The sequence below is a fragment of the Streptomyces cinnamoneus genome (genome assembly GCF_014650495.1).
Classification (GTDB): domain Bacteria; phylum Actinomycetota; class Actinomycetes; order Streptomycetales; family Streptomycetaceae; genus Streptomyces; species Streptomyces cinnamoneus.
Genome location: NZ_BMVB01000029.1, coordinates 26,493 through 44,888, shown reverse-complemented (window position 1 = coordinate 44,888; position 18,396 = coordinate 26,493). Strand labels below are relative to the sequence as shown.

The 18,396-nt window shown below is 73.4% G+C and carries 19 protein-coding genes; 6 read left to right on the top strand and 13 right to left on the bottom strand.

The annotated features are described in order from the left end of the window. Window positions 1–99: 99 nt before the first annotated feature. On the bottom strand, window positions 100–945 hold the full coding sequence (locus tag IE182_RS27970) for a helix-turn-helix domain-containing protein (RefSeq protein ID WP_229845177.1): 846 nt from the start codon (window positions 943–945) through the stop codon (window positions 100–102). A gap of 629 nt (window positions 946–1,574) precedes the next feature. On the opposite strand from IE182_RS27970, the gene IE182_RS27965 reads away from it, so the two are divergent. Together IE182_RS27965 and IE182_RS27960 are read left to right on the top strand one after the other, a co-directional pair. Next, on the top strand, window positions 1,575–2,273 hold the full coding sequence (locus IE182_RS27965; protein WP_190112745.1) for a hypothetical protein: 699 nt from the start codon (window positions 1,575–1,577) through the stop codon (window positions 2,271–2,273). A 28-nt stretch (window positions 2,274–2,301) separates the two neighbouring features. Continuing rightward, window positions 2,302–2,922, top strand: a complete 621-nt coding sequence (locus tag IE182_RS27960; RefSeq protein ID WP_190112744.1) for a hypothetical protein — start codon at window positions 2,302–2,304, stop codon at window positions 2,920–2,922. Between the two features lie 492 nt (window positions 2,923–3,414). Here IE182_RS27960 and IE182_RS27950 read toward each other — a convergent pair whose 3' ends face one another. From IE182_RS27950 to IE182_RS27930, 5 genes are all read right to left on the bottom strand, one after another. After that, a complete protein-coding gene (locus IE182_RS27950) occupies window positions 3,415–3,603 on the bottom strand; it encodes a hypothetical protein (RefSeq protein WP_190112743.1) in 189 nt (62 codons plus the stop codon). 61 nt (window positions 3,604–3,664) lie between these two features. After that, a complete protein-coding gene (locus IE182_RS27945; RefSeq protein WP_190112742.1) occupies window positions 3,665–4,513 on the bottom strand; it encodes a helix-turn-helix domain-containing protein in 849 nt (282 codons plus the stop codon). A 21-nt stretch (window positions 4,514–4,534) separates the two neighbouring features. Further along, window positions 4,535–5,053 (bottom strand): DUF6879 family protein, encoded by a 519-nt coding sequence (locus tag IE182_RS27940; protein ID WP_190112741.1) that lies wholly within the window; start codon window positions 5,051–5,053, stop codon window positions 4,535–4,537. After that, a complete protein-coding gene (locus IE182_RS27935) occupies window positions 5,022–5,276 on the bottom strand; it encodes a hypothetical protein (protein ID WP_190112740.1) in 255 nt (84 codons plus the stop codon). Before IE182_RS27935 ends, IE182_RS27940 begins: the two co-directional genes overlap by 32 nt. A gap of 198 nt (window positions 5,277–5,474) precedes the next feature. Further along, entirely contained in the window at window positions 5,475–6,638 is a 1,164-nt protein-coding gene (locus tag IE182_RS27930; RefSeq protein ID WP_229845179.1) for an MFS transporter, read from the bottom strand. 245 nt (window positions 6,639–6,883) lie between these two features. Here IE182_RS27930 and IE182_RS27925 point away from each other — a divergent pair, with 245 nt between their 5' ends. Both IE182_RS27925 and IE182_RS27920 read left to right on the top strand, forming a co-directional pair. Beyond that, window positions 6,884–7,267, top strand: coding sequence for an ArsR/SmtB family transcription factor (locus tag IE182_RS27925; protein WP_190112739.1), 384 nt, complete (start codon window positions 6,884–6,886; stop codon window positions 7,265–7,267). Window positions 7,268–7,362: 95 nt separating this feature from the next. After that, complete coding sequence (locus tag IE182_RS27920) at window positions 7,363–8,502, top strand: competence/damage-inducible protein A (RefSeq protein ID WP_190112738.1); 1,140 nt, start codon at window positions 7,363–7,365, stop codon at window positions 8,500–8,502. On the opposite strand, the gene IE182_RS27915 is transcribed toward IE182_RS27920, so the two are convergent. Further along, window positions 8,387–11,566 carry an ATP-binding protein gene (locus IE182_RS27915; protein ID WP_190112737.1) on the bottom strand — a complete coding sequence of 1,060 codons (3,180 nt, stop codon included), beginning with the start codon at window positions 11,564–11,566 and terminating at the stop codon, window positions 8,387–8,389. The genes IE182_RS27920 and IE182_RS27915 overlap by 116 nt on opposite strands. A 107-nt stretch (window positions 11,567–11,673) precedes the next feature. Here IE182_RS27915 and IE182_RS27910 point away from each other — a divergent pair, with 107 nt between their 5' ends. Then, on the top strand, window positions 11,674–12,438 hold the full coding sequence (locus IE182_RS27910; protein ID WP_190112736.1) for an SDR family oxidoreductase: 765 nt from the start codon (window positions 11,674–11,676) through the stop codon (window positions 12,436–12,438). 37 nt (window positions 12,439–12,475) lie between these two features. Here IE182_RS27910 and IE182_RS27905 read toward each other — a convergent pair whose 3' ends face one another. The 4 genes from IE182_RS27905 to IE182_RS27890 form a co-directional block, all read right to left on the bottom strand. Continuing rightward, on the bottom strand, window positions 12,476–13,069 hold the full coding sequence (locus IE182_RS27905) for an NADPH-dependent FMN reductase (RefSeq protein WP_190112735.1): 594 nt from the start codon (window positions 13,067–13,069) through the stop codon (window positions 12,476–12,478). Window positions 13,070–13,231: 162 nt separating this feature from the next. Then, window positions 13,232–14,479, bottom strand: coding sequence for a GNAT family N-acetyltransferase (locus tag IE182_RS27900; protein ID WP_190112734.1), 1,248 nt, complete (start codon window positions 14,477–14,479; stop codon window positions 13,232–13,234). A 145-nt stretch (window positions 14,480–14,624) separates the two neighbouring features. Continuing rightward, the gene (locus IE182_RS27895) at window positions 14,625–15,629 is read right to left on the bottom strand and encodes an asparaginase (protein ID WP_190112733.1); all 1,005 of its coding nucleotides are present in this window, start codon (window positions 15,627–15,629) and stop codon (window positions 14,625–14,627) included. A 56-nt stretch (window positions 15,630–15,685) separates the two neighbouring features. Then, window positions 15,686–16,312 carry an RsiG family protein gene (locus IE182_RS27890; protein WP_229845176.1) on the bottom strand — a complete coding sequence of 209 codons (627 nt, stop codon included), beginning with the start codon at window positions 16,310–16,312 and terminating at the stop codon, window positions 15,686–15,688. A 153-nt stretch (window positions 16,313–16,465) separates the two neighbouring features. On the opposite strand from IE182_RS27890, the gene dtd reads away from it, so the two are divergent. Then, window positions 16,466–16,891 (top strand): D-aminoacyl-tRNA deacylase, encoded by a 426-nt coding sequence (gene dtd / locus IE182_RS27885; protein WP_190112732.1) that lies wholly within the window; start codon window positions 16,466–16,468, stop codon window positions 16,889–16,891. Window positions 16,892–16,898: 7 nt separating this feature from the next. On the opposite strand, the gene ygfZ is transcribed toward dtd, so the two are convergent. Next, window positions 16,899–17,879, bottom strand: a complete 981-nt coding sequence (ygfZ, locus tag IE182_RS27880; protein WP_190112731.1) for a CAF17-like 4Fe-4S cluster assembly/insertion protein YgfZ — start codon at window positions 17,877–17,879, stop codon at window positions 16,899–16,901. A gap of 51 nt (window positions 17,880–17,930) precedes the next feature. Beyond that, window positions 17,931–18,377 (bottom strand): Fur family transcriptional regulator, encoded by a 447-nt coding sequence (locus tag IE182_RS27875; RefSeq protein ID WP_190112730.1) that lies wholly within the window; start codon window positions 18,375–18,377, stop codon window positions 17,931–17,933. Window positions 18,378–18,396 lie beyond the last annotated feature (19 nt).

The window sequence follows — 18,396 nt, the reverse complement described above, 5'->3', positions numbered from 1 at the left end:
GTGGGACAGCGCGCCGCGGGCGGGTGCCGCGTCGCCACCCGGCGGCTCGGTGGCTCGGCGGGCGCGTGCCGGGCGCGTTGATCGCGGACTCCCCTGGGGTCAGGCGGCTGTGCCGGCCGCCGGTGGTCCGTCGCGGCAGTCGCGGCACAGGCCGGGCCGGGGGGCCCGGAAGGCCCGTTCGCAGCCGTCGCAGGTCTGGAACGGCAGTGGACGTCCAGGGCTCTCGGGGGCGGCGGACGGACGATGTCCGACCGGCCGTGTCGGCAGGGCGGGTGGCAGCCACGTGGACAGCCGGTGGGCGAGCAGACGGGCGGGCCAGACGATGGGGTCGACGGGCAGATCGGCGGTCAGTGTCCTGGTGACCTGCGCGGGCCCCACGTCCCGGTCGAGCCACGTACGGACGGCGGGGGCGAGACGCCGCACGTCCGCCTCGGAGAGCAGCAGCCTCGGGTCCCTGCGCCGCAGCCCGGCGAGCAGCTCGGCGGCGGGCCGGTCGACCGGCCCGCCCGCCGGTGACGGCTTCGCCGATGGTGGCTCCACAGGTGACGGCGGGCGCACGATGGTCCGTTCACGCTTCGGCGCCCGTGCGGGCGGCTCGGGCGCGCGTACGGGCGCGGGGCGCCGCTTCACGAGGTCGACCGGCGGGGGCGGGGCGCCGGGACGCTCGAACCAGCGCGTCCGCGTGGAGACCCGTCCGTCGCCGCTGCGGACGCGTCGGCGCTCCAGATAACCGGCATCCTCCAGCTCCTTGAGGGCGCGGCCGATGACGAGCTCGCCTTCACGGAAGCGGCGGGTCAGATCCTTGATGCCGACGCACGCCCCGTCGGGCAGCGACTGGATGTGGACGCCGATGCCGATCGCGACGAGGGAGAGATCGGGGTGCTGGGCGAGGTGATTGCCGACGACGGTGAAGTGGGCGTCGTGCCGGTGCCGGATGTGGATCACTCCGGCTCGCGGAGGTTCCGTGCGCGCGGACGCGTGCGCGCTAGACTGCGCTTCAGTCATTGGGAAGGTTGCTGCTTCCTGGATGATCAGGCCCTCGATCGGGATGCCAGTCCCGGCCGGGGGCCGTCGTCTGTCTGGGGTTGTCGGCGCGACCGTACCGCGCCGTTCTCCGCATCCGCCATGAGTGTCACCTGATGGGGTGACGCATGCGCGGTTGGGTGGGTATTGGTTCTTTCCCAGTTCTTTGACTGGACGTCGCGAGCGCCCGGTTGGCGGCCCACCGGGTCCCGTGGACCCCGATCCGGTGCGGCGTGCGGAAGCCTTGGCTCGCCCTGGAGGCGGCCACTGCCTGAGCGTGGCCAAAACGTTTCGGTCACATTGCGGGCCCCGGCCTGCTGAAAATGGAACCACCCCCCGGTCCGCGACCCCCGGCGCGTGAGCTGTGCGGCACGCAACTCCCCTGTTGCAAATGGTGATTGCTGACGACAGCGATCGAGGCTGGCCGATTCGCCCCCGCAGGGGTCGACGCGTCGCGCATGGTCTCCCTAGCTTGCTGGTGGCCGGATCGCATCGTGAGGATCCGGCAACGGAAGGACACGGCAGTCACCTCAAGGGGGACCATGCGTAAGGTGAATGCATCCCGGTACGCCGTCGCCTCGGCGGCCCTCGGCCTCGCGGCCGGGCTGTTCGCAGCGGCACCGGCGTCCGCAATGGCAGCAGCGCCCTCCGCCCGGGGCCCGTCCGGAGACGTGGAGTTCTCCCTCTTCGACAACGGGTCCGGAATTCCGCGGAATTCCTCGTTCTCGCTGGCCGACCTCGGTCGGCACGGGATCCCGGATTCCGCGGTGAAGCAGCTCGGCGCCGGGAAGGCGCCCAGTACCGCCGGGGAGGAGAGCGCGGCGCTCAGCGGGCCCGACGACCTGGTGGGGCAGTGGAAGGAACGTGACGGCTGGACCGTCTATATGCGACGGGGGTACTACGACCCCCGCCGGGACAAGGGCTTCGGGCTCGCCAAGATAGAACAGAAGCACAACCTCACCATGAAGGCCGTCCGGGCCACCACGCAGTACCCGCGGCCGGGAGCCGCGGGGAAGCAGAAGTTCGCCGGATATCCGGACACCTGGAACTACTTCACCGACGTGCTGCACGTGAAGTGCAGCGGCTGGTGGATCTTCAGGACATGCCGCGTCGACAAGGTCCAGCCCGTCCGTGCGGGAGTAGACTTCAGCATCAAAATCCCGCAACTGCCCAAGGGCGTCATCACCGCCTACTGCGAGGGCGTTCAGGGGCGTTGTCCCGACTGGGTCAAGAACGCCATCAACATCTGATCCACCCCGCGCCAGGAGGGTGACCCCGATGAGCCGACAGCCTGTCCGGCCGTCCCGCACACTGCCCGCGGCCGAATGGTGGGCGCCGTTGCTCGTCGATCTGGGTGCCGTGCAGCGCGGGAGTGCCGGACTCGGCCTGTGCGTCCGGAGCGTCGACCTCACCTCCGGCCGTGCGCGGGTGGCCGTGCGATGGCCCGGCGTCCCCGCCACCACCCTCATGCCCGACCCCGAGGCCGGCCGCGACGCGCTCCTGCAGTCGATCGCCGCGGTCGGCCCCGCCCGGCTCGCCGACGACGAGCCGGCCGACTCCACGTCCTCACCGCTCGCCGGCCACGGCTGGCTGCTCGACGAACTCGGCCGGCGAAGCGACGCCTGGTACGCGTATCTCGCCGAACCGGTCGAGCTGCTCCGGGTGGAGACCGACGGCCACCGGACCACGGAAGTCGCCGTGGGGCGCACCTCGCGCGGCGACGTGGTGGAGGTCCGTGTCCCCGTGGCCGGGCTGGGGGCCGACGGCATGGACGTCGGTCTCGCCTACACCATCGTCGAACGCGCCGTGACCGTCGCAGCCCACGCCCTCCGGCCGACCGGCCCGGTGCAGGGCCGTCCCACCTTCTCCACCGGCCTTCCGGGCGAGGAGCCGGGCTAGGCGGTTGCCCGCTCAGACCGGGCCGATGCCGGCCTGAGCCTTGATCGTGTCCACGGCTTCCTGCGTGAGCAACCGCAGGGGGACGACGGTCCAGCGGTCCTTTTTGCGTATGATCACGGCTTGCCCGTCCTCGGTGCGGCCGACGTGGACGAACCCGTGATCGCGCCGCAGGTCCTTGCCAGGTTCTCGCCGTGGATCACCGCGCGGGTACCTCGCCCCGTCCGGGGGCCCAACCCATCTCGGACACTGGACCAGCCTGCTCTTTGCCGCGCCTTGCGCTCTCGCAACTGCCCCTCGATCAACGAGTCAGCCAGCTTGTCGGCAGCCTGCAGGGAGAGCGCTCCCACCACCACGCGGGAATATCCGGAGGCAGTTACTGTTCCCCGGATATCCCGAACGTCCGCCTCTCGAACCCCAAGGCTCTTGAGCGCCTCGCGCAAGAGCCGGGCGGTGTCATCGGCTCGCTTCCTCGCGGCCTTGTAGGTCGACATCTCAGTCATGAGCAACGGCCTTCCAGTGGGCCTCTGCGAGGTGTTCGCGTGCCTCGGCCATGGCGCTGGCGACCTTGGTGCGGTCGAGCGTCTCCCTCGCCTGCCGCATCCGCTCCCTGAGCCATGGGCACGTCATGCAGCCCTCCTCGCCGCTGAGGCGGGACCGGGAGGCTCCGGTGTCCTTCGTCATGACCAGACGCTAGAGATGCGGACCGGCTGGGAGCCATGAAGTTGCAGTCTGTTGCAGCGCTTCACCGCAGGGCGCGAATGGCCTCCCTGATCAGTGCCCGTGCGTTCGGCCCGTATACGGCCAGTTGTTGCAGTTCGGCGTAGGCTCGCGAGTACAGGTCGATCTCGCCGGGGGCGGTGACCGTGATCGCGGCGGACACCAGCTCCACGGTCACCCGGTCTTCATCGAAGATCGAAAATGTCTCCACCGGCCACATGTGACGATCGGCCGTGAAGGGGATGACGCCGAAGGACACGCGTGGCAATGACATGATCGTGAGGAGGTACTCAAGCTGTCCTCGCATCGTCGCGGCGTTCCCCATGCGGTGTCGTAGTACTTCCTCTTCAACGAGCAGACCGAATCGGTGATTGCCTTCCTCGACGACGCGGGAGCGGGCAAGGCGCGCTGCCACGGCTTCGGTGACGTCGTCGGGGGTTCCCCGGAACGCGGTGATCGCGGACAGCAGGGCCGTCGCGTACGCCTCCGTCTGTAGAAGGCCCGGGATGACGTTCGCGCAGTAGATCCGGAAGAGTCGTGTCCGCTCGTACAGGGGTACACGGCTTTCCTGGCTCCGGCGCAGGCCGGTCCGGTGGAGCCTGCGCCACTCCACATACATCGAGTCGGCGCTGCGGGACGCGGCGATGAGGTCGGCGGCCTGGTCGTCGACTCCACACGCGGCGCACCATGCACGGATGTCGGCAACGGAAGGCAGCGTCTTCGTGTTCTCGATGCGCGACGACTTCGACTTGTGCCACCCGCACCGGTCCGCCAGGGACTCCACGGTCAGTCCAGCGTCCAGCCGCATCTCCCGCAAGCGGGCCGCGATGGTCTCACGGGCTCTCTGGACGCTGGACGACGGCGAGGTGGGCATGGTTCTCGTGATGCCGATGGCTCAGACTTCGTAGGCGACGTGCGGAGTGGCGCGCTCCCACACCGACTCGAACGCCGAAGAGAGCTGCTTGGTGAGTTCCGGGTCCGAGCTGAGCTCGTCGACGACATGGGAGCCGTCACCGGCGAAGTGATGGATGCGTGTCAGCCGCTCATCGAACACCCAGAAATCGTTGGGCGGGAGCAGGAGGTCCGTCGCCAGCCGTCTCGGCAGCCAGCGAACCTCTTCGCCTGCCTCCACGTTGCTGCGTGTGACGTAGTGCTCCCACTGGATGTACTCCGACACCGGTTCACTGATGACGCGGGCACGGCGCACGGCCACCCCGCGACGCACGGCCTGGGCGATGTGCTCATGGAAGCCCTGCCACCACGACGCCCGGTCGTCCCAGTCCGTGCGGTGGCCCTCTCGCCAGGCGGCGAAGCGCGGGTTGTCGCCGTACGCGTCCCGCAGCTCCAAGTGGACAGCGCTTCTCTGTGCGGATGCCAGTAGCTCAGCGAAGCTGGGAAGCTCGTTCTGCGGCATCGCATGCCTCCCTGATCAGTGGCACCATCCGTGCCGGAATGCGGATGACGGCTTCCGTGTCGGGCTTGGGGCTGTTCTCGGAGCACTCGGCCTGTGTCGCTTCGTCGGCCAGCCACCCTTGCACGATCAGATGAGCTTCCGGTTTCGCTTCGGCGTCGACCCACACCGCCGGGCAGTGCTCCTGGTCCGTGTCGGGGTCGATGCCGATGAACCGTAGTGCCATGACTGCCTTCGTCGCCGAGCCAGTTGCGCTTGGTTGCACGACCCTGGTCCTCGGCGGGCGGCGCCGTCAAGAGGGCATGCCGGGCGAGGGCGCGTCCTCCCACCCACAACGCGACAGCGCACCGCGTCGGGGGTCGCGGTGCGCTGCAGAGGGCGGGGGTTCCCTCTTCTCGTGGGAGCTCGTGGGGCTGGTGCTTCCTTACGCGGCCCCGGCCGTCCGGCGCCGGCCGGTGAGGACGACGAGGCCGCCGGCGACCGCGAGGCCGATCAGGACCACCGCGAAGGTGGTGGCGCCGCTGGTCAGGCCGATCGCGTCGCTGAGGTAGCCGGCCGAGACGGGCAGCGCACCGGCGGGGAGGTAACCGCCCACGTTCAGCGCCGCGTTGGCCTCGGCGAGGCGGGCGCCGGGGACGGAGGAGTTCAGCAGGGAGAGCCCGCCGAGCTGGCCCATGCCCTGTCCGGCGCCCGCCAGGACGGCGGCGACGACCAGGAAGGCGACCGAGGAGGTGTGCACGGCGGCCATCAGGGCGGCCATGCTCACCACGATGCTGGCCGCACCGCCGAGCAGGATCGTCCGCACCGCGAGCTGCTTGACCGCGAACTGCACGCCCGTGGCGGCGAGGAACATCACGAAGGCCATCGCGCCGGCCACGATGCGGCTGGTCGTGCCCAGCAGGCCGGAGAGCAGGGACGGGCCGAGCGAGAGCACGAACGACGTCGAGGTGATGCCGGGGGCGAAGACCGCCACGCCGAGCAGGAGCTGGCCGCCGTTGCCCTGCGGGACCTTGGACAGCCGGATCCAGGCACCCTTGCCGACGACGGCGGGACGACGCACCGGCATGCGCAGGACGGTCACGAACGCCAGGGCCAGCAGGGCGAGTTCGACGAGGAAGACGGTGACGGTCGGGGCGGGCAGCGTCTCGGAGAGCACGCCGGCCAGCAGCGGGCCCAGGCCCGCGCCGAGGACCATCGCGCAGGAGGCCAGCAGCGCGCCGAGCCGCTTGCGGTCGGGCCCGGCGACGTCCGTCACCGCGGCCATGCCTGCGGAGACCACGGCGCCGACGGCGATGCCGGTGAACAGCCGGGCCACGATCAGGGCGGCCACCGAGGTGGCCGTGGCGAAGATGCCGCAGGCCAGCGCCGCGAGCACCAGCGCCGGTATCAGGACGGGCTTGCGGCCGACCCGGTCCGAGACCACGCCCGACACCAGCAGCGAACCGATCAGCCCGACGATGTAGAAGGCGAAGACGACGGTCAGCGTGCCCTTGGAGAAGCCGATGTCGCGCTGCCAGAGCCCGTACAGCGGGGTCGCCGCGTTGGAGAGGATGAACACCGCCGTCACCGGCCAGGCCGCCAGCCAGATCCACCACCGCGGAGCGAGCGCGGGGGCGGCGGCCTCCGTCGGTGCGGGTGCCGCCGTGCGGGCGCCGGCCCGGCGGGTCGCGGCTTGCTCGTCGGTCTTGTCCGTACCAGGCTCCGCAACAGCGGGCGCAGGGCGGGTGAACGTCACGGGGGTCTCCTTGGGCGAGCTCCATTACGAGTTGAGTCGAACATAGCATGTAGTACGATTGAACTCGTACATAGGAATTGCGTTATAAGGGGGCGCCAATGGCACCGACAGCCGCTACCCGGGCGACCATCAAGGTCCTTCCCGTACCCGACGACCTGCCCGAACCCCTGCCGGAGCCGGCGGTGGAGGACATCCGCCTGGAGGCGGTGATGGGTGCGCTGAGCGACCCGCTGCGCATGGGCATCGTCCGCAAACTCCTCCTGGAATCCGAGCGGTTCGACCACCCGTGCGGCTGGTTCGGACTGGACCGGCCCAAGTCCTCGCTCACTCACCACTTCAAGGCCCTGCGCGAGGCCGGCGTCACCCGGCAGCGCCAGTACGGGCTCGAACGACGCAGCCACGTCCGCGTCGACGACCTCGACGCCCGCTTCCCCGGGCTGCTCGCACTCGTCGCCGACTGGACGCCGCCCCAGGCGTCCTGACGCACCGGCAGCGGCGCCGGCCGCCCGCACGCGGCCCGCGCCGCCGCACGTCAACTCCCCCGTCCGCCCCCACCGTTCCACCAGGAAGCCGTCGCATGAGCATCGAAGAGATCGTTCCGGCACCGGTGCCGGAACCCACGGCCGCCGTCCTCACCGTCGGCGACGAACTGCTGTCCGGAGAGGTGGCCGACACCAACAGCGCCGCCGCGAGCATCGCCCTGCGGGGCCGCGGCTACCGCGTGGCCGAGCACCGCACGGTCGGGGACTCGCTCGGCGCCGTCTCCGCCGCCGTCCGCTCCCTGCTCCACGCCGACGCCGTCGTCGTCATCGGCGGGCTGGGCCCCACCTCCGACGACGTCACCCGCTTCGGCCTCGCCGACGCCCTCGGCCGCGAGCTCGAACACCGCGCCGAGGCGTGGGACGCCGTCGTCGAGCGGCTCACCCGCTTCGGCCTCGCCGTGCACGAGAGCAACCGCCGCCAGGCCCTCTTCCCCGTGGGCAGCGAACTGCTGCCCAACGCCAACGGCACCGCCTGGGGCGCCCTGCTGACCGCCGGCGACACCCGCGTCGTCCTGCTGCCCGGCCCGCCCAAGGAATGCCGGCCGATGCTCACCGACGCCCTGGACCGCTTCGCGGCCGCCGCCCGGCCCACCGACCGCGCCCGCTGGCGCACCCTCGGCCTCATCGAGGGTGACGTGGCCGCCGCCGTCGACGAGGCCGTGGCCGGCAGCGGCACCGGCGTGACGCCCTCGTACCGCTGGCACTACCCCTTCGTCGACATCGGCCTGTCCTGCCCGCCCGGCGCCCACCCCGCGCTCGAAGCGCACATCGACGGCATCCTCGACGGCCATGTCGTCAGCCGTGCCGGGCGCACCGCCTTCGAGGAGCTCGCCCTCGCCGCCGAGGACGCGGCCCTGACCCTCGACGACCGGCTCACCGAGGGCCTGCTCGCCGAGCGCCTCGGCCGGCTCGTAGCGCCCGCCCCCACCGGGGCCGGCACCCCCGTCGAGGTCGACGCCTGGGCCGAGGAGCCCGGCCCGGACGCGGCGCAGCAGCACGCCGGCACCTGGGACCTGCGCTGCGCCGTCCGGACGGCGGCCGGCAGCCGCGCCTTCGCCCTCACCGTCCCCCGGCGGGGGCCGGAAGTGCTGGAGTACGCGGCGGAGTTCGTGGCGTGGAGCGTTCTGCGAGCCCTCCGGGCCCCTGCGCCGCACCCTGCGCGAACGCCTTCCTGAACGCCGCCGCGCCCAGTGCCGCCCGCGCCGCCGCGGTGATCCGGTCGACGTCGCCGCGCTCGGCCGGCGGCAGCGGCGCGCCCGCCGTGGCGCGGGCCGCCGCCGCGGCGCCCAGCAGGAAGGCTGCCCGGCCGGGGTCCCCGGACAGGGCCGCGGCCCCTGCGAGGCCCTCCACGGGCAGCGCCACCGCCCGTGGGTCGCCCAGCACGCCGGCCGCCCGGAGGGCCTGCTCGTGCCAGGCGTGGGCGGTCGCTGCGTCGCCGCGCAGCTCGGCGACGAAGCCCAGCTCGGCCAGGACCAGCGGGTTGCCGCACTCCGAGGAGACCTCGGCGTACCAGTCGCGGATGCGCAGCAGCAGGGCCTCGGCGGCGGCGAGGTCGCCCTCGCGGCGGGCGGCCAGGGCCTGGCCCAGCTCCGCGTGGATCTCCCCGAACGTGAAGCCCTGCTCGGCGGCGCCGCGCCGGGCCCGTTCGTGCAGCTCGCGGGCGCGCGGGCCGTCGCCGGTCAGCAGGGCGACGCGGCCCAGACGGGAGAGGACGGTGCAGACCTCCGTCGCCAGCCGCAGCTCCTCCGCGATCACCAGCGCGTCGCGCAGCAGCCGCTCGGCGCGGGCGTAGTCGCCGCCGATCTCGGCGAGCGTGGCGAGCGGCCCGACGCTCTGCAGCTCTCCCCAGCGGTCGCCCAGGTCGCGGAAGAGCGCCGCGCTCCGCTCGCCGTCCCGCTCCAGGGCGGTCAGGTCGCCACGGATCATCTCGTGGGTCGCCCGCAGGGCGAGGGCCGCCGCGACGCCCCACCGGTCGCCGTGCGCCCGGAAGCCGGCCAGGGCGCGCCCGGTGAGCTCTTCGCTGGCCGCCACATCGCCGGTGTTGAACAGGGCGTAGGCCCGGAACCAGCGCGTCCTGGCCCGGACGGCCGGATCCGCGGCCTCCGGATACTCCACGGGCGTGGCACGGTGGCCGGTCAGCAGCGCGAAACCGTCGTGCAGCGCGCGGACTTCACCGGTCGCCGCCCCGTCGCCGGCGACCTCCAGCGCGGCCCGCGCGCTGCGGCGGCCCTCGCCCAGCCGGCCGCGCAGCAGCCAGTACCAGGACAGCGCCGCCACCAGCCGCAGCGCCTCCTCCGCCGCGCCGTCGCGCACCGCCGTGTCGAGCGCGGCCCGCAGATTGCCGCTCTCCGCGTCGAGCTCCCGCAACGCCTCGCTCTGGCCCGGTCCGTACAGCCGCGGGCGCGCCCCCTCGGCCAGCTCCGTGTAGTGGCGCAGGTGCCGCCGGCGGACGCGGGCGGCGTCCTCCATCTCGTGCAGCCGCTCCGTCGCATAGGCGGCGACCGACTCCAGCAGGCGGTACCGGGGGCCCTGCGGGCCGTCCGCCATGACGACCAGGGAACGGTCGACCAGGCGGGCCAGCAGGTCGAGCACGTCCGCGCCGGCCACGCCCTCGCCCGCGCAGACGGCCTCCGCCGCGCGCAGCGTGCAGCCGTCGGTGTGCGCGGCCAGGCGGCGCAGCACGATGCGCTCCGGGGCCGACAGCAGCTCCCAGCTCCAGTCGATGACCGCCCGCAGCGTCTGCTGGCGCGCCGGGACGCCCCGGCGGCCGCCGGCCAGGACGCGGAAGCGGTCGTCCAGCCGCGCCGCCAGCTCCCGCACGCCCAGCGCCCGTACACGGGTGGCCGCCAGCTCCAGGGCCAGCGGCAGCCCGTCGAGCCGCCGGCAGATCACCTCGGCGGCCTCCCGGGTGCTGCCGTCCAGGACGAAACCGGGCGCCGCGGCCGCCGCCCGGGCCGCGAACAGCAGCACCGCGTCCCGGGGCGGCAGCGGGCCGACCGCGTGCACCGCCTCCGCGGGCAGCCCGAGCGGCTCCTGGCTCGTGGCCAGGACGTGCAGGCCGGGCGCGGCCCGCAGCAGCCGGTCCGTGAGGACGGCGGCCGCCTCGACGACGTGCTCGCAGTTGTCCAGCACCAGCAGGGCCGTGCGGTCGCGCAGCGCCGCCGCGAGCCGCTCGCCGGCGGGCACGGGGGCCGTGCCCGGCGCGCCGTCGTCGCGCACGCCCAGCACGCCGGCGATCACCTCGGCGAGCGCGTCGGCGTCGCCGTGCCGGCCGGCCAGCTCCACCAGCCACACCCCGTCGGGCCACGCGTCCGTGCTGCGGGCCGCCGCCTCGCCCGCCAGGACGGTCTTGCCGACCCCGCCGGGGCCGGTCAGCGTCACCAGCCGGCCCGCCCGCAGCAGCGCCCCGACCTCGGCCACGGCCCGTTCCCTGCCGACGAGTTCGGTCAGCGGCGCGGGCAGGTTCGTGCGCGGGGCGGCGGCGGGGGAGCCGGCCGCCAGCTGCGGGGCCTGGGTGAGGATCGCCTGGTGGAGCGCGGCCAGCTCGGGGCCCGGGTCCAGGCCCAGCTCCTCCGCGAGCCGCTCGCGCAGCTCGGCGTACGAGGCGAGGGCCTCGCTCTGCCGGCCCGCCCGGTACAGGGCGCGCAGCTGGACGGCGCGCAGTCGCTCGCGCAGCGGGTAGCGGGCCACGAGCGCGGTGAGCTCACCGGCCAGGCGGCCGTGCTCGCCCAGCTCCAGGCGTGCCTCGGCCTGCTCCTCCAGCGCGGCCAGCCGCAGCTCCTCCAGGCGCAGCGCGGCCGCGCGCACGGCATCCCGCCCGGCCTCCCCGTCGGTGAAGTCGGCGTACGCCGGGCCGCGCCACAGCCCGAGCGCCTCGGCCAGCAGCCCGGCCCGCTCCCGGGGGCCGGCGGTGGCGCGCGCCCGCGCCAGCAGGGCCTGGAAGCGGTCGGCGTCGCTCTCGCCGGCGGACAGGCGCAGGCGGTAGCCGGACGGCTGGTGCAGGACGCGGTCGCGGCCGAGGACGCGGCGCAGCTGGGAGACCTTGGACTGCAGGGCGTTGGCGGGGCGGCCGGGCAGCGCCTCGCCCCACAGCTCGTCGAGGAGCCGGCCCGCGGGCACCGGCCGTCCTTCGCGCACCAGGAGCAGGGCCAGCAGCGCCCGGACCTTCGCCTCGCGCACCCTGACCGGATCCCCCGCCTCGTCCCACACCGTCAGTGGACCGAGCACCCCGAACCGCATGGCACGACCGTAACCCAGGCCACCGACAGCGCACCGTCAGGCCGCCCGCAACGGACCGTCAGCCGACCGGAAGTGAACCGTCAGCGCCGCTCGGCAGAGTGCGGGGCATGACGAAATACGCGAACAAGAAGGCCGTGATCACCGGCGGCACCATCGGCATGGGCCTCGCCATCGCCAAGCGCCTCGTCGAGGGCGGCGCCGAGGTGCTGCTGACGGGCCGCAACGAGAAGAACCTGCAGGACGCGCAGAACGAACTGGGCGCCGCCGCCCACGTGGTGCGCTCCGACACCGCCAGCCTGACGGACATCGCCGCCCTCGGCGCCACCGTGGAGGAGACGCTCGGCCACGTCGACTACCTCTTCATCAACGCCGGCGTCTCGGAGCTGGGTCCGGTGGCGGAGGTCACCGAGGAGTCCTACGACGCCCAGTTCTCCGTCAACACCAAGGGCGCCTTCTTCACGGTGCAGCGGATGCTGCCGCTGCTCCGCGAGGGCGGTTCCATCGTCTTCACGACCTCCGTCGCGGACGAGACGGGCCACCCCGGGATGGCGGTCTACTCGGGGACGAAGGCGGCCCTGTGGTCGTTCGCGCAAGTACTGGCGTCCGAGCTGGTCGGGCAGGGCATCCGCGTCAACGCGGTCAGCCCCGGCTTCATCGACACCCCGACGATGGGCGTCGCCGGCTTCACCCCCGAGGAGCAGGCGTACTTCCGGGCGATCGGTGACGCCAGAACTCCGATGAAGCGGCACGGCACCAGCGACGAGGTGGCCCGCGCGGCGCTCTTCCTCGCGGCCGACGCCACGTTCACCACCGGTGTGAAGCTCCCCGTCGACGGCGGCCTCGCGCAGCACGTGGCCGCACCGGCGGAGTAGGCCGGGCCTGCCCGTCGTACGGCGAGCGGGACGGGGGCTACTTGCCGTACGGGCGGGTGCCGCGCGCCTCGCGCAGGGCCACGGCCCACCAGCTGAGCTGGTCGAGCAGCGCCTTCGCGGCACCGGCCGCGGAGGTGCCCGCCTCCTCGTCGAGGTGGCGGCCGGTCTCGTCCAGCTTGCCCCAGGGGCTGTGGAAGCTGACGGTCTCCCGGATGGTGACGGCGTGCAGTTCGGCGAAGACCGGCCGCAGGTGCTCGACCGCCCGCAGGCCGCCGGAGAGCCCGCCGTAGGAGACGAAAGCCACCGGCTTGGCCTGCCACTGGGTGTAGTGCCAGTCGATGAGGTTCTTCAGGGCCGCCGGGTAACTGTGGTTGTACTCGGGGGTGACGACGATGAAGGCGTCCGCCTCGGCCAGCCGGGGGGTGACGGCGGCGAGGGCGGCGGCGTCCTCGGGGCCCGGCTCGCGGCTGAGGTGCAGCGGCAGCGGGTGGTCGGCGAGGTCGATGACGTCGACCACCATGTCGTCGCGGCGCGAGGTCTGTTCGGCGAGCCAGTTGGCGATGGTGGGGCCGAAGCGGCCCTCGCGGGTGGAGGCGACGACGACGGCGAGGCGGTACGGGCTGTTCGACATGGCGGCAGGTCTCTTCTCAACGGGCGTGACGGCACTGGGCTTCAGCGTCCCGGGGCGGTGGGCCCCGGGGGCTGTTGAGAAGAAGCCTCTTACCTCAACCTAGCTTGAGGTCAAGCCCTGATTTTTTTCAGCCGCGTACGAGGGTCTGGGGCACGGGGGTGCTCAGAACTTGTCGAGGCACCACGGCCGGCGTGCCGTGCGCAGCATGAGCTCGGCCCGCTGCGCCGCGCCGGCCCGCTCCTCGTCGAGCCGGCCGAGGGCGGCGAGCCGCACGGGGGACTCGTCGCCCAGGCAGAGGGAGGCCAGTTCGGCGACGCCCAGGGAGAGTTCGGCCGGCTGCCTCGTGGGCGTGCAGCTCGCGCCCCCGGGGCCGGCCTCCAGCAGGAAGCGCCCGCCGGCCGGGCCCGCCGGGTCGGAGACGTCGAGGACGAGCGAGCCGGGGCAGGCGTACGTGCGGGCCGCCAGCAGGGCCGGCACGTCCAGCGGCCGCAGCCACAGGAAGTCGGCCTGCAGCGAGACCTTGGCCGCGCGCGGGTCGGGCAGCAGCAAGGGCAGGAGGTCGTCGGGCGGCAGGTGGCCGGTTTCGGCCCTGGTGATCCAGTCGACCGACAACAGGAAGTACCACAGGGCCCGTTCGGCCTCGGGCGTCATCGCGAGGAAGCCGCGCACGACGGCGGTGTTCTTCGGCCGCGCGCCGTCCCAGAGCTCGTCGACGGTGTAGGTCAGCAGGCCGTCCACAGCGCCGCCGGGGGAGCGGTACAGCACGTAGTGGGGCTCGGTCCAGGGCGGGAAGCCGGGCGGGAGCGGGATGTCGCCCGTGGCCAGCCGCCACCAGCGCTCGCTGCGGTCCACGACGCCGTGCCGCACGGCGCGCAGCCGCTCGTGCAGGGCGGGCCCGAGCCGCCGTACGGTCGCGCCGTCCGTGAAGTCCACGCGGCCGCCGTCCCCGGGGCCCGCGTAGCGCCTGTCCAGGCCGGCGCGGGCCACCTCCACCTCCCAGTCGGTGACCCAGGCGGCGGGGCCGAAGCCGAACCGGCCGTAGATGAGCCACTCGGAGGCGACGAGCGTCACGGCGGCGTCGCCGCGCTCCTTCGCCGCGTGCAGCTCGCGCTCCATCATGCGGCTCAGCAGTCCGCGGCGGCGGTGCGTGGGCGAGACGGTGACGTTGGAGACGGCACTCACCGCGACCGGCGACCCGCCGGGCACGGTGAGCTGCTGGGCGAAGCTGCGGAACGTGCCCACGCACTGCTCCGCGTCGAAGGCCCCCTGCGCCCGCGCGAGGTCCGTGCCCGCGCGGCGGATCTCTATCTCCTCCTTCGTCACCACGGGAGGCTGCAGGAAGCCGACGCGCATCGCGCGGATCCAGTCGGGGAGGTCGCCTTCATCGATCGTGCGCACGTCGAGGCTCATGTCAGCACGCTAGGGGCGTGGCCCCCGCGGACGCATGCCATTTCTGACGCACGTCAGCGTCCGGTGCGCGCGGGGCGCGCACGTACGTCACGGGCCCGGCACACGCCGCACGCGCCCCACCCGGGGCGGTGACCGGACGTGCCGGCTAGAACGCGACGCGTATCTCGCCGACCCGCCGGCCGCCGCCCAGCAGCGGCTCGTCGGCGATGCGGGCGATGACCGGGGACTCGACGCCCATGATCTCCAGGGCGCGCGCCAGCACGGGGCCCAGGGCCCGCAGGGCACCGTCGTTGATCTTGAAGGCGAGGGCGCGGCCGTCCGGCAGGGCCAGCGCCTGGACGGCCTCGGCGCCCATCTTCGACAGCGCCCCCGGTACCTCGCGCATGATCCAGGTGTCGGGGCGGCGCGTGCCGGCGACGTACTCGGGGTGGGCCCGCATCGCGTCGGCCACCCGGCGCTCGGGCGTGCCCGGCGCGGCCAGCACGAAGCTGCGGAAGGCCCGGGCCAGGCCGGTCAGGGACAGCGCCATCAGGGGCGCGCCGCAGCCGTCCGTACCGACGTGGACCACGGACTCGCCGCTCGCCTCCTCCACGGTCCGCAGCACGAGCCGCTGCAGCGGGTGGGCGGGGTCGAGGTAGTCGTCCACGGACCAGCCGTTGGCCACGCAGACGGCGATCATGGCGGCGTGCTTGCCCGAGCAGTTCATGGTCACCCGGTCGCGGACCTGGCCGGACGCCAGGTACGCCTCGGCCTCGACGGGGTCGAGCGGCAGGTCGGGCGGGGTCTGCAGACCGTCCTCGGGGATGCCGAAGTCGGCGAGCATCTTCCGCACGAGGTCGAGGTGGAACGTTTCACCGGAGTGGCTCGCGGAAGCCAGGGCCAGCCGCTCGCCGGAGAGCTCCAGCCCGGCCCGCAGCATGGCGGCCGCCTGCATCGGCTTGTTGGCGGAGCGCGGGTAGACCGGGGCCGCCGGGTCGCCGAGCGCGAAGTCGACGGTGCCGTCGGCCGCCAGGATCACCAGCGAGCCGCGGTGCCGGCCCTCGACGAAGCCCGAACGCACGACCTCCGCGAGGACCGGGGGTATGCCGGCGCCGTCGGACGGAGTGCCGTTCGCGGGCGATGCAGGCGATGCAGGGGTCGAGGAGGTCATCGTCGGCCTTCCGGAGGGGGGTGGTGCGAGACCCGCCTACGGCGCCCGGCGGGCGCTCACGTGAGGAGGTCGTCTACTTGTGCTTCCCCTTCACGGTACCTTCGGGCCATCTCCGCACTGCAATCGTCGGCCGTGCGCTGCAGCCCCTGTCGCCGGACGGAGACCTGCCGCTCGTACGCCTCCAGGCGCCCCATGCCCTCGCGCAGCTCGCGGTCCGTGCGCGCCCCCAGGTCCGACAGCCCGACCTCCGAGAGCATGTCCTCCGCCAGCCGCCGGTACTCCTCGCCGTGCGGGGTCCCCAGCGTCACGTGGCGGGCGGAGGAGCGGTGCGTGGAGGGCCCGTCGGAGAGGATCTCCGTCAGCCGGTCGACCAGCAGCCGCTCCACCGCCGGGGCCTCCGGCGCCGCCCGGCGCGCCAGCTCGGCCCGGAGGATGTCGATGCGGCCCTGCAGGAGCCGGCGCACATAGCTGAGGTCGGCCTCGTCGCGCCGGGCCTCGCGGCGCATCGCCCGCAGCTCCGGGAGGCTCAGCTCGTTCGTGGCGCGGCCGGGGACGTCAGCCAGCCGCCCTGAGCGCTGGGTCGGGGGTCTGGCGTGCAACGGTTCACCTCCGCCTGCGCGGAGCTTCACGGCCGTCCGGTCCGCCGCCGCGAGCTTACTGCCGTCCTCGGTGGGTGTGGTCATGCGGTTCCGTCCCCTCGGGCGGTGTGCGGCCGGATCACCTTGCCCATGCCCGCATCGGGCACCGCCTGCACGCATCGTGCCATTCGGTGCGCCCCGGGCGCAGGGTCTCTCCACCCGAACGGCCCTGAAGGACCGCAGGGCATCATGGTCCGTATGCGTGCAGTGGTGCAGAGGGTGAACGGTGCGAGCGTCGCCGTGGACGGTCGGGTCGTCGGCGAGATCGTCGGCGAGGGCCTGTGCGTGCTGGTCGGAGCGACACATGACGACACGGACGCGAAGGCGGCGCAGCTGGCCCGCAAGCTCTGGTCGCTGCGGGTGCTGCAGGACGAGAAGTCGTGCTCGGACGTGGGGGCGCCGCTGCTGGTGATCTCCCAGTTCACCCTCTACGGTGACGCCCGCAAGGGGCGGCGGCCCACGTGGAACGCCGCCGCGCCCGGCCCGGTGGCCGAGCCGCTCGTCGACGAGGTCGTCGCACAGCTGCGGGCACTGGGCGCGCGGGTGGAGACGGGCCGGTTCGGGGCGGACATGAAGGTCTCGCTCACCAACGACGGCCCGTTCACGGTGCTGCTGGAGGTCTGAGCCGGGGCTACGGCTCGACGACGGTCTCCTGGGCGGCCGCGGTGGCCTCGCCGACCAGCAGCGGGGCGTCCACGGGAACGTTCCGCTTCACCAGGGCCAGGGCGATCGGGCCCAGCTCGTGGTGGCGGGCGGCGGTCGTGACGAAGCCCAGCTGGCGGCCCTCCGGGCCGTCCGCAGCCAGCCGCACCGGCGCTCCGTGCGCCGGCAGCGACACCTCGCTGCCGTCCAGGTGCAGGAACACCAGGCGGCGCGGCGGCTTCCCCAGGTTGTGGACGCGCGCGACGGTCTCCTGCCCCCGGTAGCAGCCCTTCTGCAGGTGTACGGCGACGCCGATCAGGCCCAGCTCGTGCGGGATCGTCCGGTGGTCGGTCTCCAGGCCGAGCCGCGGCCGGTGGCCCTCGACGCGCAGGGCCTCGTGGGCCAGCACGCCCGCCGCCGGGCCGTGCGCGGCGGCGAACTCCGCCAGCTGCGCGCGCGGCAGGAACAGGTCGCGGCCGTACGCCGTCTCGCGCACCACGACGCCCTCGGGCACCTCCGCGATCGAGCCCGCCGGCAGGTACGTCACCGCGATGTCGCCGGTGCGGTCGGTGACGTCGACCTTGTAGAAGAACTTCATGCTCTCCAGGTAGGCGATCAGCGCCTCCCGGGTGCCGGGCTCCACGTGCGCCCAGGTCGTCTCGCCGTCGTCCACCAGGTACAGCGCGTGCTCGATGTGGCCGTGCGGGGAGAGGATCAGCGCCTCCGTCGCCCGGCCGGGCGGCAGCTCGCTGACGTGCTGGGTGAGCAGCAGGTGCAGCCAGCTCAGCCGGTCGGGGCCGGTGACGGCGATGACGCCCCGGTGCGAGAGGTCCACGAAACCGGATCCGCCGGCGAGCGCGCGCTGCTCGCGGAACGGGTCGCCGTAGTGCGCGGCGACGCCCTCGTCCGGGCCCTCGGCGGCGACGGCACCGGGCAGCGACAGCAGCGGGCTTGGCGTGTGAGGCAGCATGCGGACAAGCCTACGGGGCGCCGGCCGGCGCGTTCGAGGACGGCTTGCGGCTCAGGGCTCCGGGGACTCCTCGGCGGCGGGCTCCGCGGAGCACCCGGCGCACCGGCCGAAGATCGCGAAGTGCTTCATGTCGGTCTCGAAGCCGAAGTCCCGGCGCAGCTGCGCGGTGAAGTCCGCCGCCACCGACAGGTCGGCCTCGATCACGCCCGTGCAGTCCCGGCAGACCAGGTGTATGTGGTGGTGCCGGTCCGCGAGGTGATAGGTGGGGGCGCCGTGCCCCAGATGGGCATGGCTGACCAGGCCCAGTTCCTCCAGCAGCTCCAGCGTCCGGTAGACCGTCGAGATGTTCACCCCGCCCGCGGTCCTGCGGACCTCGGTCAGGATGTCGTCCGGCGTCGCGTGCTCAAGGCGGTCGACCGCCTCCAGGACGAGCTGGCGCTGCGGGGTCAGCCGGTAGCCGCGCTTACGGAGGTCGCTCTGCCAGTCGGTGTCCACCACGCTCCCAGTCTAGGCAGGC

What these genes read in the sequence shown, in the direction of transcription:
- IE182_RS27915 (WP_190112737.1), bottom strand. Translation starts at nt 11,566, where the DNA reads ATGCGGTTCGGGGTGCTCGGTCCACTGACGGTGTGGGACGAGGCGGGG.
- dtd (WP_190112732.1), top strand. Translation starts at nt 16,466, where the DNA reads ATGCGTGCAGTGGTGCAGAGGGTGAACGGTGCGAGCGTCGCCGTGGAC.
- IE182_RS27925 (WP_190112739.1), top strand. Translation starts at nt 6,884, where the DNA reads ATGGCACCGACAGCCGCTACCCGGGCGACCATCAAGGTCCTTCCCGTA.
- IE182_RS27945 (WP_190112742.1), bottom strand. Translation starts at nt 4,513, where the DNA reads ATGCCCACCTCGCCGTCGTCCAGCGTCCAGAGAGCCCGTGAGACCATC.
- IE182_RS27950 (WP_190112743.1), bottom strand. Translation starts at nt 3,603, where the DNA reads ATGACGAAGGACACCGGAGCCTCCCGGTCCCGCCTCAGCGGCGAGGAG.
- IE182_RS27900 (WP_190112734.1), bottom strand. Translation starts at nt 14,479, where the DNA reads ATGAGCCTCGACGTGCGCACGATCGATGAAGGCGACCTCCCCGACTGG.
- IE182_RS27935 (WP_190112740.1), bottom strand. Translation starts at nt 5,276, where the DNA reads ATGGCACTACGGTTCATCGGCATCGACCCCGACACGGACCAGGAGCAC.
- IE182_RS27960 (WP_190112744.1), top strand. Translation starts at nt 2,302, where the DNA reads ATGAGCCGACAGCCTGTCCGGCCGTCCCGCACACTGCCCGCGGCCGAA.
- IE182_RS27910 (WP_190112736.1), top strand. Translation starts at nt 11,674, where the DNA reads ATGACGAAATACGCGAACAAGAAGGCCGTGATCACCGGCGGCACCATC.
- IE182_RS27890 (WP_229845176.1), bottom strand. Translation starts at nt 16,312, where the DNA reads ATGACCACACCCACCGAGGACGGCAGTAAGCTCGCGGCGGCGGACCGG.
- IE182_RS27905 (WP_190112735.1), bottom strand. Translation starts at nt 13,069, where the DNA reads ATGTCGAACAGCCCGTACCGCCTCGCCGTCGTCGTCGCCTCCACCCGC.
- ygfZ (WP_190112731.1), bottom strand. Translation starts at nt 17,879, where the DNA reads ATGCTGCCTCACACGCCAAGCCCGCTGCTGTCGCTGCCCGGTGCCGTC.
- IE182_RS27895 (WP_190112733.1), bottom strand. Translation starts at nt 15,629, where the DNA reads ATGACCTCCTCGACCCCTGCATCGCCTGCATCGCCCGCGAACGGCACT.
- IE182_RS27940 (WP_190112741.1), bottom strand. Translation starts at nt 5,053, where the DNA reads ATGCCGCAGAACGAGCTTCCCAGCTTCGCTGAGCTACTGGCATCCGCA.
- IE182_RS27920 (WP_190112738.1), top strand. Translation starts at nt 7,363, where the DNA reads ATGAGCATCGAAGAGATCGTTCCGGCACCGGTGCCGGAACCCACGGCC.